31 protein-coding genes are annotated in these 15537 nt (G+C 48.2%); all 31 read right to left on the reverse strand.

Annotated elements, in window-relative coordinates:
- Positions 1 to 46 precede the first annotated feature (46 nt).
- Positions 47 to 403: a 50S ribosomal protein L17 gene (rplQ, locus tag HUN04_07925; protein WDP89651.1), complete on the reverse strand. Its 357-nt coding sequence runs from the start codon at positions 401 to 403 to the stop codon at positions 47 to 49.
- A 5-nt stretch (positions 404 to 408) separates the two neighbouring features.
- A complete protein-coding gene (locus HUN04_07930) occupies positions 409 to 1431 on the reverse strand; it encodes a DNA-directed RNA polymerase subunit alpha (protein ID WDP89652.1) in 1023 nt (340 codons plus the stop codon).
- A gap of 53 nt (positions 1432 to 1484) precedes the next feature.
- Entirely contained in the window at positions 1485 to 2111 is a 627-nt protein-coding gene (rpsD, locus tag HUN04_07935) for a 30S ribosomal protein S4 (protein ID WDP89653.1), read from the reverse strand.
- Between the two features lie 15 nt (positions 2112 to 2126).
- Positions 2127 to 2522, reverse strand: coding sequence for a 30S ribosomal protein S11 (rpsK, locus tag HUN04_07940; GenBank protein WDP89654.1), 396 nt, complete (start codon positions 2520 to 2522; stop codon positions 2127 to 2129).
- Positions 2523 to 2558: 36 nt separating this feature from the next.
- Complete coding sequence (gene rpsM, locus HUN04_07945) at positions 2559 to 2927, reverse strand: 30S ribosomal protein S13 (GenBank protein ID WDP89655.1); 369 nt, start codon at positions 2925 to 2927, stop codon at positions 2559 to 2561.
- 12 nt (positions 2928 to 2939) lie between these two features.
- Positions 2940 to 3053 (reverse strand): 50S ribosomal protein L36, encoded by a 114-nt coding sequence (gene rpmJ / locus HUN04_07950; protein ID WDP89656.1) that lies wholly within the window; start codon positions 3051 to 3053, stop codon positions 2940 to 2942.
- Positions 3054 to 3086: 33 nt separating this feature from the next.
- Entirely contained in the window at positions 3087 to 3305 is a 219-nt protein-coding gene (gene infA, locus HUN04_07955; GenBank protein WDP89657.1) for a translation initiation factor IF-1, read from the reverse strand.
- Positions 3306 to 3338: 33 nt separating this feature from the next.
- A complete protein-coding gene (secY, locus tag HUN04_07960; GenBank protein ID WDP89658.1) occupies positions 3339 to 4658 on the reverse strand; it encodes a preprotein translocase subunit SecY in 1320 nt (439 codons plus the stop codon).
- Positions 4659 to 4683: 25 nt separating this feature from the next.
- Positions 4684 to 5118: a 50S ribosomal protein L15 gene (gene rplO, locus HUN04_07965; protein ID WDP89659.1), complete on the reverse strand. Its 435-nt coding sequence runs from the start codon at positions 5116 to 5118 to the stop codon at positions 4684 to 4686.
- Between the two features lie 2 nt (positions 5119 to 5120).
- On the reverse strand, positions 5121 to 5429 hold the full coding sequence (gene rpmD, locus HUN04_07970) for a 50S ribosomal protein L30 (GenBank protein ID WDP89660.1): 309 nt from the start codon (positions 5427 to 5429) through the stop codon (positions 5121 to 5123).
- Positions 5312 to 5791: a 30S ribosomal protein S5 gene (gene rpsE / locus HUN04_07975; GenBank protein WDP93206.1), complete on the reverse strand. Its 480-nt coding sequence runs from the start codon at positions 5789 to 5791 to the stop codon at positions 5312 to 5314. Before rpsE ends, rpmD begins: the two co-directional genes overlap by 118 nt.
- 37 nt (positions 5792 to 5828) lie before the next feature.
- Positions 5829 to 6197, reverse strand: coding sequence for a 50S ribosomal protein L18 (locus tag HUN04_07980; GenBank protein WDP89661.1), 369 nt, complete (start codon positions 6195 to 6197; stop codon positions 5829 to 5831).
- Positions 6198 to 6216: 19 nt separating this feature from the next.
- Positions 6217 to 6759: a 50S ribosomal protein L6 gene (rplF, locus tag HUN04_07985; GenBank protein WDP89662.1), complete on the reverse strand. Its 543-nt coding sequence runs from the start codon at positions 6757 to 6759 to the stop codon at positions 6217 to 6219.
- Positions 6760 to 6773: 14 nt separating this feature from the next.
- Positions 6774 to 7172, reverse strand: a complete 399-nt coding sequence (gene rpsH, locus HUN04_07990; protein WDP89663.1) for a 30S ribosomal protein S8 — start codon at positions 7170 to 7172, stop codon at positions 6774 to 6776.
- A gap of 55 nt (positions 7173 to 7227) precedes the next feature.
- On the reverse strand, positions 7228 to 7413 hold the full coding sequence (locus HUN04_07995) for a type Z 30S ribosomal protein S14 (GenBank protein ID WDP89664.1): 186 nt from the start codon (positions 7411 to 7413) through the stop codon (positions 7228 to 7230).
- An 18-nt stretch (positions 7414 to 7431) separates the two neighbouring features.
- Complete coding sequence (rplE, locus tag HUN04_08000) at positions 7432 to 7971, reverse strand: 50S ribosomal protein L5 (GenBank protein WDP89665.1); 540 nt, start codon at positions 7969 to 7971, stop codon at positions 7432 to 7434.
- A gap of 20 nt (positions 7972 to 7991) precedes the next feature.
- On the reverse strand, positions 7992 to 8306 hold the full coding sequence (locus HUN04_08005; protein ID WDP93207.1) for a 50S ribosomal protein L24: 315 nt from the start codon (positions 8304 to 8306) through the stop codon (positions 7992 to 7994).
- Positions 8307 to 8338: 32 nt separating this feature from the next.
- Positions 8339 to 8707, reverse strand: coding sequence for a 50S ribosomal protein L14 (rplN, locus tag HUN04_08010; protein WDP89666.1), 369 nt, complete (start codon positions 8705 to 8707; stop codon positions 8339 to 8341).
- 18 nt (positions 8708 to 8725) lie between these two features.
- Positions 8726 to 8986 carry a 30S ribosomal protein S17 gene (gene rpsQ / locus HUN04_08015; GenBank protein WDP89667.1) on the reverse strand — a complete coding sequence of 87 codons (261 nt, stop codon included), beginning with the start codon at positions 8984 to 8986 and terminating at the stop codon, positions 8726 to 8728.
- An 11-nt stretch (positions 8987 to 8997) separates the two neighbouring features.
- The gene (rpmC, locus tag HUN04_08020) at positions 8998 to 9195 is read right to left on the reverse strand and encodes a 50S ribosomal protein L29 (protein ID WDP89668.1); all 198 of its coding nucleotides are present in this window, start codon (positions 9193 to 9195) and stop codon (positions 8998 to 9000) included.
- 4 nt (positions 9196 to 9199) lie between these two features.
- On the reverse strand, positions 9200 to 9607 hold the full coding sequence (gene rplP, locus HUN04_08025; GenBank protein WDP89669.1) for a 50S ribosomal protein L16: 408 nt from the start codon (positions 9605 to 9607) through the stop codon (positions 9200 to 9202).
- A gap of 23 nt (positions 9608 to 9630) precedes the next feature.
- Complete coding sequence (rpsC, locus tag HUN04_08030) at positions 9631 to 10284, reverse strand: 30S ribosomal protein S3 (GenBank protein ID WDP89670.1); 654 nt, start codon at positions 10282 to 10284, stop codon at positions 9631 to 9633.
- A 16-nt stretch (positions 10285 to 10300) separates the two neighbouring features.
- Positions 10301 to 10636 carry a 50S ribosomal protein L22 gene (gene rplV, locus HUN04_08035; GenBank protein ID WDP89671.1) on the reverse strand — a complete coding sequence of 112 codons (336 nt, stop codon included), beginning with the start codon at positions 10634 to 10636 and terminating at the stop codon, positions 10301 to 10303.
- A gap of 31 nt (positions 10637 to 10667) precedes the next feature.
- Positions 10668 to 10946 carry a 30S ribosomal protein S19 gene (rpsS, locus tag HUN04_08040; GenBank protein ID WDP89672.1) on the reverse strand — a complete coding sequence of 93 codons (279 nt, stop codon included), beginning with the start codon at positions 10944 to 10946 and terminating at the stop codon, positions 10668 to 10670.
- A 13-nt stretch (positions 10947 to 10959) separates the two neighbouring features.
- Positions 10960 to 11793, reverse strand: a complete 834-nt coding sequence (gene rplB / locus HUN04_08045; GenBank protein WDP89673.1) for a 50S ribosomal protein L2 — start codon at positions 11791 to 11793, stop codon at positions 10960 to 10962.
- Positions 11794 to 11805: 12 nt separating this feature from the next.
- Entirely contained in the window at positions 11806 to 12093 is a 288-nt protein-coding gene (gene rplW / locus HUN04_08050; protein WDP89674.1) for a 50S ribosomal protein L23, read from the reverse strand.
- 1 nt (position 12094) lies between these two features.
- The gene (gene rplD / locus HUN04_08055; GenBank protein ID WDP89675.1) at positions 12095 to 12715 is read right to left on the reverse strand and encodes a 50S ribosomal protein L4; all 621 of its coding nucleotides are present in this window, start codon (positions 12713 to 12715) and stop codon (positions 12095 to 12097) included.
- A gap of 137 nt (positions 12716 to 12852) precedes the next feature.
- Entirely contained in the window at positions 12853 to 13479 is a 627-nt protein-coding gene (gene rplC / locus HUN04_08060; protein ID WDP89676.1) for a 50S ribosomal protein L3, read from the reverse strand.
- Between the two features lie 23 nt (positions 13480 to 13502).
- The gene (rpsJ, locus tag HUN04_08065; protein ID WDP89677.1) at positions 13503 to 13811 is read right to left on the reverse strand and encodes a 30S ribosomal protein S10; all 309 of its coding nucleotides are present in this window, start codon (positions 13809 to 13811) and stop codon (positions 13503 to 13505) included.
- A 15-nt stretch (positions 13812 to 13826) separates the two neighbouring features.
- Positions 13827 to 15020, reverse strand: a complete 1194-nt coding sequence (gene tuf / locus HUN04_08070; GenBank protein ID WDP89678.1) for an elongation factor Tu — start codon at positions 15018 to 15020, stop codon at positions 13827 to 13829.
- A 48-nt stretch (positions 15021 to 15068) separates the two neighbouring features.
- Complete coding sequence (rpsG, locus tag HUN04_08075) at positions 15069 to 15536, reverse strand: 30S ribosomal protein S7 (GenBank protein ID WDP89679.1); 468 nt, start codon at positions 15534 to 15536, stop codon at positions 15069 to 15071.
- Position 15537: the final 1 nt, after the last annotated feature.

The raw sequence follows: 15537 nt of genomic DNA on the forward strand, positions 1-15537 counted from the left end.
AGAAACCGCGGTGCCGGGGTTTAGCGTCTGTGTCAGACGGCTGGATCTAGTCGAAAATCAGCTCAATCTTGACCATGGGGGCCACATCGCCCTTCCGGGGTCCAAGCTTGGTGATTCGGGTATATCCACCCTGTCTGGAAGCAAACTTCTCTGATACCTCTTCAAAGAGGGCATGGACAACATCTTTTTCACGGATGACCGCCAGCGCCTGGCGTCTGGCATGGAGATCGCCCCGTTTGGCCAGGGTGATCATCTTGTCTGCAATGGGTCTCAGGCCCTTTGCTTTGGCTTCGGTGGTTTTGATGCTGCTGTGTTTGAACAGAGAAGTTACCATGTTTCTAAACATCGCCTTTCTGTGTGCAGAGGTCCTGTTCAGTTTTAATACGGATTTTCTATGCTTCATGGTACTTATTCTCCTTCCTGATTAATCTCTTCTTCCGGCGGTTCAAATCCTTCAAGATCCATACCCAGGGACAGACCCATGGTACTCAGCACTTCCTTAATCTCGTTAAGGGATTTTCTGCCGAAGTTCTTGGTCTTGAGCATTTCACTGTCTGTTTTCTGGACCAGCTGGTAAATGGTATGGATTCTGGCATTTTTCAGGCAGTTGGAGCTTCTTACGGACAGCTCCAATTCGTCCACGGACCGGTAGATGTTCTCGTTGAATCCCTTGTCTGAGTCGTCGGTTTTGACTTCGACATCATCGGGTTCAAGCTCTTCATCGAAATTGATGAAGGGGTTCATCTGTTCCTTAAGGATTTTAGCTCCATAGGCTACGGCATCGTCAGGTGTTACACTGCCATCTGTCCAGACCTCAAGGGTAAGTTTGTCATAGTCTGTTTTCTGCCCGATCCTGGATGTTCCCACCACGTACTTTACCCGCTTAATGGGAGAAAAAACCGAATCGATGGGGATGGTGCCGATGGGCGCATCCTCGTCTTTATTGGCCGATGCCAAAGCATAGCCTTTACCGGTTTTTACCACCATGACCATATTGAGCACACCGTTTTTATTGACAGTGGCAATATGCTGTTCGGGATTCAGAATTTCGACCTTACCGTCCGGGCTGACAATGTCGGCACCGGTTACTTCGGCCTCGCCTGTGATGTTAAGCGTGAGAATCTTGTCTTCGGTATCCTCAACCTTAAGCTTCAGTTCCTTAAGGTTGAGAATAATTTCGGAGACATCTTCACGGACATCAGAGATCACGCTGTATTCATGAAGGGCATCATCAAATTTCACAGAAACTATGGCCGCACCGTATATGGATGATAGAATGATCCGCCGCAGAGAGTTGCCGATGGTGATACCGTACCCCCTTTCCAGGGGTTCACATACGAATTTGCCGTATGTGGATGTTGTGGTAACATCAAGCTTCTCCGGCTTGATCATCTCTCGCCAGTTTACATATGCAAGGTTTTCAGATGACATTTAAATCTCCTGAATAAATATTTGGATAAACCATATATAAAATAATGATGTACCTATTTAGAATAAAGCTCGACGATCAACTGTTCCTGGATGGGCAGTGTAATATCTTCCCTTGCAGGAGCGCCTTTTACTTCGCCCTTGAAGTTTTCTTTATTGATTTCAAGCCACTGGGGCACACCGCGTCTCACGATGGCTTCCAGAGATTCGGCAATTGCCTGGATATTTCTGCTCTTTTCACGGACTTCGATCACGTCGCCCTGTTTCACCTGGTAAGAGGGAATGTTAACTTTCTTGCCGTTGACGGTGAAGTGGTTGTGGCGAACAAAATGGCGTCCCTGGTTTCTGGAGTTCACGAATCCCATGCGGAAAACGGTGTTGTCCAGGCGGGATTCAAGCATCTGCAGCAGGTTGGTACCAGTGATGCCCTTCTGACGGTCGGCTTTCTTGAAAGCGATTCTGAACTGCTTTTCAGAAACGCCGTAAATCCGGCGGACTTTCTGTTTTTCACGAAGCTGGATGCCGTAGTCGGACTGTTTGCTTCTCTTCTGTCCGTGTTCCCCCGGAGGAAAACTTCTTCTGTCAAAACTGCATTTGTCTGAAAAACAGCGGTCGCCCTTCAGAAAAAGCTTCATATTTTCGCGTCTGCACTGCCGGCAGACAGATCCTCTATAACGTGCCAAGGTAATCCTCCTTATTTATACTCTTCTTCTCTTGGGCGGACGGCATCCATTGTGGGGCACCGGCGTCACATCTTTGATCATGGAAATGTTGAATCCAAGGGCGTGCAGTGCACGCAGGGCGGATTCACGACCGGGTCCGGGGCCTTTTACATATACACCGACATTCTTCATGCCGTGTTCCATGGCTTTTGCACCGGCATCCTCAGCCACCAGCTTGGCGGCAAAGGGAGTGCTCTTTCTGGAACCTTTGAACCCCTGCATGCCGGCGGAAGACCAGGAGATGGTGTTGCCGTTTTCATCTGCAATGGTTACGATGGTGTTATTAAAGGTAGACTGAATATGCACAATACCTGTGGAGATATTCTTTTTTACCCGTTTCTTGGTTATGGTTTTTTTAGACTTTTTTGCCATAATATATCACCTTATTGTAGTAATCTGTAAAGTGGCCTATTTTTTCTTCTTAACAGCCGCGCGTTTGGGACCTTTACGGGTTCTTGCGTTGGTGCTGGTCCGCTGTCCGTGGCAGGGAAGGCCTTTACGGTGGCGGAGGCCCCTGTAGCAGCCAAGGTCCATGAGCCGTTTGATGTTCATGGAAACCTCGGAACGAAGTTCACCTTCCACCTTGAATTCGGCGTCGATAACCTTCCTGATCTCATTTACCTGCTCTTCGGTCAGGTCACCGGCCTTGGTTGTATGTTCGATACCGGTTTTGTCCAGTATCATTTTGGATCTGCTGCGTCCGATACCGTAGATATAGGTTAAAGCGATCCATGCATGCTTGTCTCTCGGTAAATCTACACCTGCAATACGTGCCAATGTTCTCTCCCCCTATCCCTGACGCTGTTTGTGACGCTTGTTAACGCAGATCACTCGAATGACGCCGCGCCGTTTGATGACTTTGCAGTCCCTACAAATTTTTTTAACAGATGCTCTTACTTTCATCTATTTGCTCCTAGTCTCTAATATCTTTATAATTTATTTATATCTGTACGTTATTCTGCCGCGGCTCAGATCATAGGGCGATATTTCCACGGTTACTTTGTCACCGGGAAGAATCTTAATAAAGTGCATCCTCATTTTCCCAGATATGTGGGCCAACAGAACGTGGCCGTTTTCAAGCTCCACTCTGAACATGGCATTGGGAAGCGTTTCAAGGACTTTCCCGTCGACTTTGATGGGCTCTTCTTTTGCCATAATCTTAAGTCATCTCCTTTGTGAATGGGTTAATCAGGACCTACCCTTAATCCGTTTTGCCCCTGACCGTCCCAGGAATCCATCGTAGTTACCGGTGATGAGGTGAGATTCAATCTGGGAAATGGTGTCTATGGAGACACCCACAACAATCAGGAGGGCAGTGCCGCCGAAATAAAACGGTATGTTAAATTTACTGATCAGCATGGTGGGCAGTACACAGACGGCAGAAACGTAGAGGGCGCCGCCGACCGTTATCCGGGTCAGCACCTTGTCAATGTATTCTGCGGTCCGTTTACCCGGACGAATGCCGGGAATGTACCCACCGTTCTTTTTCATGTTTTCCGCCACATCTTCGGGGTTGAACTGAACTGCCGTGTAAAAGAAGCAGAAGAAAATGATAAACCCGATATAAAGGATGTAGTACCAGATGGTGCCAGGGCTGAACATGGCCGCCACCGTCTGCATGACAGGCATGTTTGTAAACTGGGCCAATGTTGTGGGAAACATGATGATGGACGATGCAAAAATCGGCGGGATAACGCCGGAGGTGTTGATTTTCAACGGCAGATGCGAGGTCTGCCCTCCGTACATCTTCCTGCCCACCACACGTTTGGCATAATGCACCGGTATTCTGCGCTGGGCCTGTTCCATAAAAATGATGGCGGCGACAACAGCGATCATCATGACCAGCAGGATGATGATGGAGAAGATCCCCATTTCACCGGTGCTCAGCAGCCTGATGGTGTTGCCGATGGCAGAGGGCATATTAGCCACGATACCTGCAAAAATGATCAATGATATCCCGTTGCCGATGCCCCGCTCGGTGATCTGTTCACCCAGCCACATGATAAAGGCCGTACCGGCAGTCAGAGTGATAATGGTAATCAGTCTGAATCCCCAGCCGGGGTAAGGTACGATGGGCACCCCTGCGGGGGAAGTCATGGACTCCAGCCCCACAGCAATGCCGAACCCCTGAATGACACTCAGGAGTACTGTACCGTATCTGGTATATTGGGTTTTCTTTTTCCGTCCGGCATCCCCTTCCTTTTTCAACTGCTCAAGGTGGGGGATTACAACAGTCATCAACTCCAAGATGATGGAGGCACTGATATAGGGCATAATACCCAGGGCAAAAATACTCAGCCGTTCCAGCGCCCCCCCCGAGAACATGTTAAACATTGAGAATAAGGTACCTGAAGCCGCAGCAAAGAAAGATTCCAAAGCTGCCCCGTCAATGCCGGGGGTGGGAACGTGGATCCCGACCCGGTAAACAAAAAGCAGGGCCAGGGTAACCAGGAGTTTCCGTTTGAGTTCAGGAAGTTTAAACAGATTCTGATAGCTGTTCTCGATCATCTATATCATTCCTTGAGTGGTGTTGTTATTCAATGCTGCCGCCGGCAGATTCAATCTTTTCCCGGGCGGTTTTTGAAACCAGTATGTTTTTGAGGGTGAACTTTTTGGAAAGCTCGCCGTCACCAAGGATTTTGACGCCGTCGACTACGCCTTTAACCAGGCCTTCGCCCCTGAGGGCGTCAATGTCGATGACAGTGCCATCTTCAAAACGGTCCAGATCTTTTACGTTAAGAACGGCATTATTTGTTTTGAAGATGTTTTTGAATCCACGTTTGGGCAGACGCCGGTAAATGGGCATCTGGCCGCCTTCGAAACCGGGGCGGACTGATCCGCCGGAACGGGCTTTCAGGCCCTTGTGTCCCCTGGTGGAGGTTTTACCCATTCCGGAACCGGGACCGCGGCCGACTCTTTTTCTATTTTTTCTGCTTCCGGGAGCAGGAGCAAGGTCATGAAGCTGCATCCTTATGCCTCCTCTACTTTCAACAGGTGAGAAACTTTGTTCACCTGCCCCATGATCACGGGGGTATTTTCGTGCTCTACGGTCTGGTGCATCTTTCTGATACCCAGGGAGCGGATGATCCGTCCGTGCTTGGCAGGACGCCCGATTGTGCTCTTAATCTGTGTAATCTTGATTTTAGCCATTATCTGCCTCTTTATATCTCTTCGGGTTTGAGACCGCGTTTTTTGGCAACTTCTTCTTTGGTGCACAAAGAGGTAAGCCCTGCCATGGTCGCTCTGACGATGTTCTGTGTGTTGTGAGAACCAATACATTTGGTCAGAATATCGGTCACACCGGCAGCCTCAAGGACCGCGCGGATACCGCCGCCGGCAATCAGGCCGGTACCGGGGGATGCCGGTTTGAGCATCACCCGTCCGGAACCTGCATGGCCAAGCACTTCGTAGGGTACAGTACCATTGAGAAGCGCTACCTTGACCATATTCCGTTTGGCTTTTTCCATGCCTTTTTTAATGGCTTCGGGGACCTCTTTGGCCTTGCCCAGGCCGTATCCCACAGAGCCTTCGCCGTCGCCTACAACCACCAGTGCGGTGAAGGTGAAGTTCCGGCCGCCTTTTACGACTTTGGCAACCCGGTTGATCCTGACGACCTTATCGATTAAACCTGTATCTTCCATCTGCTGTTGTTGTCTTGCCAAGGGTGTTCCTCCTTAATTAGAATTCAAGACCGGCTTCACGGGCCCCGTCTGAAAGCGCTTTTACACGTCCGTGATAAAGGAAGCCGTTCCTGTCCAGAACCACTTTTTTAATTCCTTTATCAAGAGCTCTCTTGCCGATGAGGGTTCCAACCGCCTTTGCAACATCCTGTTTTTTACCTTCAACAGGGGCATCTTTGTACTCTGGGTCCAAAGTAGATGCGGCAACAAGGGTAACCCCTTTGGTGTCGTCAACGATCTGCGCGTAGATGTGCTTTGCACTTCTGAACACGCTCAGTCTGGGACGATCCTGATTACCGAAAATATTCTTTCTGATCCGTTTTTTTCTCTTAAGCCTGGCTTTAAGCCTTGGTGATGTATTTCCCATTGTTTTAATTCCTCACCTATTAATCTTTACCAGCAGTTTTACCGGCTTTTCTTATAATCCGCTCATCAGCATACATAATGCCCTTGCCCTTGTAAGGCTCGGGGGGTCTGATGGCCCTGATATTGGCGGCAGCCTGGCCCAAAAGCTCTTTATCAATACTGGTGAGAGTCACTTCCACGTTTTTGTCCACTGCAGCGGCAACACCTTCGGGAAGATCAAATTCTACCGGATTGGAGTAACCCACGTTGAGTACCAGGGCCTTGCCCTTGGTTTCTGCGCGGTACCCGATACCGGAAAGCACCAGCTTTTTTTCGTATCCTGTGGTGACGCCGTGTACCATGTTGAAGATCAAAGATCTAAACAGGCCCTGGAGCGCCACTTTCTTTTTGTCAGACGTGTCGGTGGTTACGGTCAACACGTTGTCATTGATATCGATATCGATTGCCGGATGTACCTTACGATCCAGGGCGCCCTTGGGGCCTTTAACGTTAATCGTATCACCATCAAGGGTAACTTGGACCTTATCGGGAAGCTGGACCGGCTGTTTTCCTATTCTTGACATTCTCTACTCCTGTCCTACCAAACGTTACAAAGAATTTCACCGCCGACGTTCGCTTCTTTAGCCTGCTTGTCGGTCATCAACCCCTTGGAAGTTGAAATGATGGATATACCCAGGCCGTTTAATACCGGCTTAATGTTCTTAGACTTGGAGTAAACCCTGCAGGAGGGTTTGCTCACGCGCTGGATACCAAAGATTGTCGGGTTCCCTTCGGAAACATATTTGAGGTACACACGGATAACACCCTGTGTCTCATTTTCAAGGAATTTGAAGTCTTTGATATACCCTTGTTCCTTAAGCACCCGCACCATCTCAAGTTTAACCTTAGATCCGGGGATATCCACTTTGGCCAGACCTGCTTTGCCACCGTTTCTGATGCTTGTCAGCATGTCTGCAATTGGATCACTAATTGCCATTTGTAATTCTCCTTAAAATCCGCTGATAATAAAATTTCGTTCAGAATCCGTTTGATTACCAGGATGATTTGGTAACGCCGGGAAGTTTGCCTTCAGAGGCAAGTGTTCTAAAACAGATTCTGCAGATACCAGCTTTTCTGATAAATGCTCTTGGTCTACCGCATAAGGGGCACCTGTTATACGCCCGCACACCAAATTTGGGTTTCCTCTGTGCCTTTGCGATTAAAGCTTTTTTAGCCAAGCTCTCCTCCTTTGGATCCTAGTTTTTGAAGGGCATTCCCATGAGTTTGAGGAACGCTTTCCCTTCTTCATCGGTTTTGGCTGTGGTTACAACCGTAATATTGAGACCCTTGATGCTGTCGGTCTTATCATAGTCGATCTCAGGGAAAATGATGTGCTCGGTGATCCCCAAGCTGTAGTTCCCCCGGCCGTCAAAAGCCTTTCCGGAAATCCCGCGGAAATCCCTTACACGGGGAAGTGCAATGTTGATCAGTCTGTCCATGAAATCATACATTTTTTCCCGGCGAAGGGTTACCTTGCATCCAATGGGAAGATCGGCACGAAGCTTGAAGTTCGCGATGGGCTTTTTAGCCCGGGTGATTACGGCTTTCTGACCGGCGATCAGGGTAAGTTCCTGGGCGGCGGATTCAACAATCTTGGGATTGCGGACAGCTTCGCCCAGCCCCATGTTCAAAACAATTTTTTCCAACTTGGGCACCTGGCACTGGTTGCTGTATTTGAACTCTTCAGTCAGTGCAGGAGCGACCTCGTTGGTATATTTTTCCTTAAGCGTAGTCATCTATTCTCTCCGGCTGTTGCTTATGCGTCGATCTGCTGGTCGCATTTTTTGCAGATTCGAACCCGTTTACCATCTTCCAGCTCTTTGATTCCGATGCGGGTCGGTTTCACACAGGAGTTGCACATGAGCATCAGGTTGGATACGTGGATGGGCATTGCCTTTTCCACGATGCCGCCCTGGGGATTGGCCTGTGTGGGACGCTGGTGAACCTTTACAACGTTAATGTTTTCAACGACGACCCGGTTGGTCTTTTTTACGACCTTGAGCACCTTACCGATTTTGCCTTTGTCTTTACCGGTGAGAACTTTTACCTTGTCATCTTTTTTAATTCTGATTTTCATACTTTATATTCTCCACTGTCCCGGTATTAAAGTACGTCAGGAGCAAGGGACACGATTTTCATAAACCGCTTTGCTCTCAGTTCCCTGGCCACCGGGCCGAAAATACGGGTACCCACCGGTTCATTGTTTTTGTTAAGCACAACCGCGGAATTGTCATCAAATCTGATGGAAGACCCATCCGGCCGGGCAATCTCTTTTTTGGTCCGTACGATAACGGCCTGAACAATGTCACCTTTGCTGACCTTGGAATTGGGAATGGCTTCCTTTACGGAAACAACAATAATATCTCCAATGCTGGCATAACGTCTTTTGGATCCGCCCAGCACCTTGATGCAGTACAATTCCTTGGCCCCTGAGTTGTCGGCGACAGTCAGTCTGGTTTCACTCTGAATCATAATTGAACTCCTTAAAAACTAAACCGCTTTTTTAACAATCTCGGTTACCCGGAAATGTTTCAGCTTGCTCAAAGGTCTGGTTTCGATGATTTTTACCTCATCGCCGATGTTGCACTGGTTGTTCTCATCGTGTGCGTGGTAGTTTTTGTAGCGTTTGATGTATTTTTTATACACCTTGTGCTGAACAAATCTTTCAACCCGGACAACAATAGACTTGTCCATTTTGTCGGATACGACCAGACCGATAAGCTCTTTTTTGTTACTTTTTTTATTTTCCATGTCGTTAACTCTTAGCTGATGGTTACGTTCATTTCTTTGGAAATGGTATAGAGTCTGGCGATGTCTTTCTTTACATTCGAAAGCATAGCTGTGTTCTCGAGCTGTCCAACATCATTCTGGAAACGAAGATTGAAAAGTTCTTTTTTGAGCTCAACAAGCTTTTCTTTAATCTGATCTGCATCCATTTCTCTGATTTCACTGGCCTTCATAATACTAACTCCTCTCCACAAAACGGGTTTTCACGGAAAGTTTTCTTGCAGCAAGCCGCATTGCTTCTCTAGCCAGTTCTCTGGGGACACCTTCCATTTCGTAAAGGATCTTGCCCGGTTTTACCCGTGCTACCCACGCATCGGTTGCACCCTTACCCTTACCCATCCGGACTTCGGCGGGTTTTTTGGTAACGGGATGATCAGGGAAGAATCTGATCCAGCTTTTGCCCTGTCTTTTGGCCTTTCTGGTCATTGCAACCCTGGCTGCTTCTATCTGTCTTGCATTTACATATCCGCATTCAACGGCCTGGAGACCGTAGTCGCCGAAGCTCAAGGTGTTACCGCGGGTGGGAGTACCTTTGGTTCTGCCCCGGAACTGTTTACGGAATTTAACATTTTTTGGACTCAGCATTTGCTAATATCTCCTCATCGCCTCTATTTAGTCGCCAAAGCCTGCTCGCCAGGACCCACTACTTCACCTTTGAAGATGAAGGTTTTAATACCGATGGTGCCGTAGGTAGTTTTGGCTTCAGTGAAACCGTAGTCCACATCAGCTCTCAGGGTGTGAAGGGGAATACGCCCTTCTTTATACCATTCGGTCCTGGCCATTTCAGCGCCGCCCAGACGGCCGGAGCAGATAATTTTAATACCCTTGGCTCCGAATCTCATGGCTGAGGATACGCTTCTTTTCATGGCTCTTCTGAATGCGATTCTTCTTTCCAGCTGGCTGGCAATATTTTCTGCCACGAGCTGGGCGTCAATCTCAGGTCTTCTGACTTCTTTGATATCAATCAGGACATCGGGGTTGAGCATTTTTTCCAGCTCTTTTTTGAGCAGGGCAATCTCAGACCCTTTTTTGCCGATGATGATGCCGGGTCTTGCGGCAAACACCCGCAGTCTGATCTGTTTTGAGAATCTTTCGATCTCAATTTTTGAGACGCCGGCGTGGTAGAGTTTCTTTTTCAGAAACTTTCTGACCTTGAAGTCTTCTTCAACAAAGGCTGCGTAGTCTTTGTCCGCGTACCATCTGGAATCCCAAGTCCTGATGATGCCTAATCTTAATCCGGTAGGATGTACTTTCTGGCCCAAGCCTGTTCCTCCTTGTTTAGACGGTTTCTTCTACAATCACGGTTATATGACTGGTTCTTTTCAAAATGCGGGAGGCTCTTCCCCTTGCCCGCGGCCTGAACCGTTTCATGGATGGTCCATGATCTACAATCACGTTTTTCACTACCAGCTTATCAACGTCCATCTCATTGTTGTGCTCAGCATTGGCAATGGCGGACTGCAGGGTCTTGTACATGATACCTGCGGCTTTCAGCGGCATGAACTTCAGCATCGTCAAAGCCTGTTCTGCATTTTTTCCCTTGATTTCGGAAATGGGCAGGCGGAGCTTGAACGGTGAAATCCTTGCATATCTTGTGGTTGCTTTAACTTCCATTACTTATTCCTCTCTATCATGGTGCCGACAATTAGCGTTTTTTGGCTTTTTTGTCCGCGGCATGACCCCAATAGGTTCTAGTAGGTGAAAATTCACCAAGCTTATGGCCGACCATGTTTTCAGTCACGAATACCGGGATGAACTTTCTCCCGTTGTGCACTGCAAAGGTGATTCCAACCATTTCAGGGAAAATGGTAGACCGTCTAGACCAGGTTTTGATAACTTTATTGCTGTTGGACTTCTGCGCGTCCAGAACTTTCTTCATCAGTTCTGTTGCGATATAAGGTCCTTTTTTCAATGATCTTGGCATAATTATTCACCTATTATTTTCTTTTAGCCCTTCTTTTAACAATGTACTGATCCGTTCTGGCATTCTTCCGGGTTCTCTTACCCTTGGTGGGAACGCCCCAGGGTGTACAGGGCTGACGACCACCTGAAGACCGGCCTTCGCCGCCGCCCATGGGATGGTCAACCGGGTTCATTGCCACGCCTCTGACAGAAGGTCTTCTACCCATCCAACGGGTACGGCCGGCTTTACCGATGCTCACGTCACCGTGTTTTTCGTTGCCTACACGACCGATGGTGGCTTTACACTGGAGATGGATCATCCGAACTTCGCCGGAGGGAAGCAGTACCTGGGCGTAAGTGCCTTCTTTGGCCATAAGCCGGGCATAACCGCCTGCACTTCTGACGATCTGGCCGCCTTTGTTCTGCTTGAGTTCGATATTATGAATCCGGGTGCCTGTGGGAATATTTTCCAGGGGCAGGCAGTTACCGGGTTTGATATCCGCTTCAGGGCCGGTTTCAAGAATATCGCCAACTTTCACATCCAGGGGAGCCAGGATGTATCTCTTTTCACCATCTGCATAGGTCAGCAGGGCGATACGGGCAGATCTGTTGGGATCGTACTCGATGGCCGATACCTTGGCCGGAATCCCGTCCTTGTCCCGTTTGAAATCAATAATACGATATTTTTTCTTTGCACCGCCGCCTCTGTGTTTTGCGGTAATTCTTCCGTAGGAGTTGCGGCCGGACCGTTTGTTCAGCTTCTTGGTCAGGCGCCGTTCAGGTTTGGTCTTGGTAATTTCTTCAAAAGAAAGGTATTCCTGAGCACGTCTCCCTGGAGAAGTCGGTTTTGTCTTAACTATTGTTGACATATGTATACCTCTTTAAACACCTTCAAAAAAATCAATTCTCTGTCCCGGCATCAGGGTAACGATGGCTTTTTTCCAGTCGTTTCTCTTACCGATGATTCTGCCACGCTGTTTAACTTTGCCTTTGACCTGTACGGTTCTGACCTGCTTAACCTGGGTGTTAAAGGCTTTCTCAACAGCGTCCTTGATTTCGACACGGTTGGCCCGCTTGTCTACTTTAAAGGTAATCTGGTTGTGAAGTTCTTTTTGAAGGGTTGTTTTTTCAGTGACGACAGGTCCTCTGAGGATGTCATATTCTCTCATTTTAGCTCAACCTCCCCTTGATATTCTCGATACTGGTTTCCACCAGCAGAAGGTTTTTAAACTTTAAGATGTCATATACATTCAGACCTGCGGTTTTGATCACCTTAACGTCAGGAATGTTTCTTGAAGAAAGAAGGAGTTTCTCGTCGTCGGAATCGGAAACGATGAGAAGGTCTTCAAGATTGAGGGTTTTGAGGATCTCTGCCAGTGCTTTGGTTTTGATCGCTTCAAGTTCAAGGGCATCAATGACAAAAAGCTTTTCGTCATTCAGCTTGGTGCTCAGCGCCATTTTAAGGGCGAGCCGCCGAACTTTTTTGGGCACCTTGATGTCGTAGGAACGCTGGGACGGGCCAAAAATCACGCCGCCGCCTTTTCTAAGGGGCGACTTGATGGAACCTGCCCGTGCATTGCCGGTCCCTTTCTGTCTGAAAAGTTTTTTAGTAGAGCCAGCTACCATACCACGAGTCTTAGACGCAGCAGTCCCTTCCCGTTTTGCAACGAGCTGGGATCTTACTACGTCATGAAGAATGCTTGTCTTGACCGGTACGCTGAAAATTTCATCAGGCAGCTCTGTTTCAGACACTTTATTGCCTGCACTGTTTAATACATCTACAGCAGCCATTATTCTTCCTCTTTAATTTTTGATCGACTATGCATCACTGCGAAAAGTTTGCAATACCCATAGCCGCGTTTTTGTCTTTTACAAGACTGATGCTGCGCCCTTAAGCATATATGTTTTGGGGGCGCTGAAAAAACTTTTTATTTTACATCAGCTTTCCGCACCTCGATAACACCTGTTTTGAAGCCCGGGACTGCGCCCTTGACCAGAAGGAGATTATCGTCGTGCTTAATATCTACAATGGTGAGATTTTTCACAGTGGTCTTATCTACACCCATGTGGCCCGGCATTTTTTTGCCTTTAATAATTTTTCCTGGCCAGGCGGAGTTGCCCACTGAACCGGGTTTCCGGTGGTTTCTGTTACCATGGGTTTCAGGTCCACGGCTGAATCCGTGTCTTTTAATGGTACCCTGAAAACCGCGACCCTTAGAGGTCCCGGTCACAGTGACCTTGTCACCTACGGAGAACATATCAATACCCAGAACCGCACCTGCTTCAACATCCTCAACATTTTCGGTTCTGAACTCTTTTAGTACTTTGAACCCTTTGTCAGTTGCTTTCTTCAGATGCCCTGCAATGGGCTTATTCAAACGTTCTACAGGTTTCTCATCGAATCCGAGCTGCAGTGCAGTATACCCGTCAGTCTCTTCAGTTTTGACCTGGGTAACCACGCAGGGGCCGACCTGTAACACAGTAACAGGAACGAGTTTTCCATCGGAGGAAAACACATTGGTCATCCCGATTTTCTTTCCAATTAATGCACTCATATCTGTTTGTTCCTGTTAATGACCTATAATTTAATTTCAACGTCAACGCCGGGGGAAAGATCCAGCTTCATCAGTGCGTCGACAGTCTGCTGTGTGGGCTCAAGAATATCCATCATTCTTTTGTGCGTTCTGATTTCAAACTGCTCACGGGATTTCTTATTCACGTGGGGGGAACGCAGCACAGTAAACTTATTGATACGGGTGGGAAGGGGAACCGGCCCCACTATTCTGGCGCCGGTTTTCCTTGCTGTATCAACAATATCTACTGAAGACTGATCAAGCAGCTTATGGTCATAAGCTTTGAGCCTAATTCTGATTTTAGTCTTCAACATATCGTTAGTTCTTTCTTATTCTACAATTTCACCGACAACGCCGGCACCAACAGTACGACCACCTTCACGGATAGCGAACCGGAGTTCTTTTTCCATTGCGATGGGGTTGATCAGCTCAACGTTGATGGTGGCATTGTCACCAGGCATGATCATTTCAACGCCTTCTTCCAGAGTCAGAACGCCTGTGATGTCAGTGGTTCTGAAGAAGAACTGGGGTCTGTAACCAGTAAAGAAGGGAGTATGACGGCCGCCTTCTTCTTTGGACAGGGCGTACATTTCAGCTTTAAACTTGGTGTGAGGGTTGATGGAACCGGGTTTACAAACAACCTGGCCACGTTCTACCTGATCACGCTTGGTACCGCGGAGCAGCAGACCAACGTTGTCGCCAGCCTGACCTTCGTCCAGAAGTTTCCGGAACATTTCGACGCCGGTACAAGTAGTTTTAGCAGTTTCACGGATACCAACGATTTCAATTTCTTCGCCGGTTTTAATGATACCACGTTCGATACGACCGGTAACAACAGTACCACGACCGGAGATGGAGAACACGTCTTCGATGGGCATCAGGAATGCTTTCTCGGTATCTCTTTCGGGTTCGGGAACGTAGGAGTCAAGGGTATCCAGCAGTTCAAAAATGGGTTTGGCTTCTTCGGCTTCAAGGTCGTCACATTCAAGGGCCTTGAGGGCGGAACCACGGATGATGGGTGTTTCATCACCGGGGAATTCATAGGTATCCAGCAGTTCCTGGAGCTCCATCTCTACCAGCTCGATGAGTTCTTCGTCGTCAACCATGTCACATTTATTCAGGAAAACAACGATCTTGGGCACACCAACCTGGCGGGCAAGCAGAATGTGCTCACGGGTCTGGGGCATGGGGCCGTCATCGGCGGAAACAACGAGGACAGCGCCGTCCATCTGAGCAGCACCGGTGATCATGTTTTTGATATAGTCGGCATGGCCCGGGCAGTCAACGTGTGCATAGTGACGTGCATCGGTTTCATACTCAACGTGGGCAGTAGCGATGGTAATACCGCGTTCTCTTTCCTCGGGCGCCTTATCGATCTCATCGAAGGGAACGAACTCGCCGTCGCCTTTCAGGCCAGCAAGTTTGGTAATTGCTGCAGTCAGAGTGGTTTTGCCATGGTCAATATGACCGATAGTACCAATGTTTACATGCGGTTTAGTCCGCTCGAATTTCTCCTTAGCCATCTTCTGTATTCCTCCTGTGGAATGTTGTAAAGATATTCCTTAAAATATTTACCACCGGAAATGGGCGAAAGCCTTGTTGGCTTCGGCCATTTTGTGTGTATCTTCTTTTTTCTTAATCGCCCCACCCCTCTGGTTGTAGGCGTCAAGCAATTCAGCAGCCAGCTTTTTGGCATAGCCTTTTTCAGACCGGCTCCGACTGAAAGTGATCAGCCACCTGAATGCCAGGGCCGTCTGCCTGCTGGGTTTAATATCAGTGGGTACTTGGTAGGTGGACCCGCCGATCCTTCTTGATTTAACCTCAACAGAAGGCCTGATATTGTCGATTGCTTTCTTGAACACATCCAGAGCCGGCTCGCCGATTTTTTCTTCGGCGATTACCAACGCATCGGTAACCACCTTCCGGGCAGCATTTTTCTTGCCGTCCTTCATAACGCAGTTGATAAACTTGGCAGCAAGTTTTTCCTCCTGCGTGGCACCCTGCATCAGATTCTCTTTAACTACTAATTTTTCAGCCATT

This window comes from Desulfobacter sp., assembly GCA_028768525.1.
In the GTDB taxonomy this organism is placed as follows: domain Bacteria; phylum Desulfobacterota; class Desulfobacteria; order Desulfobacterales; family Desulfobacteraceae; genus Desulfobacter.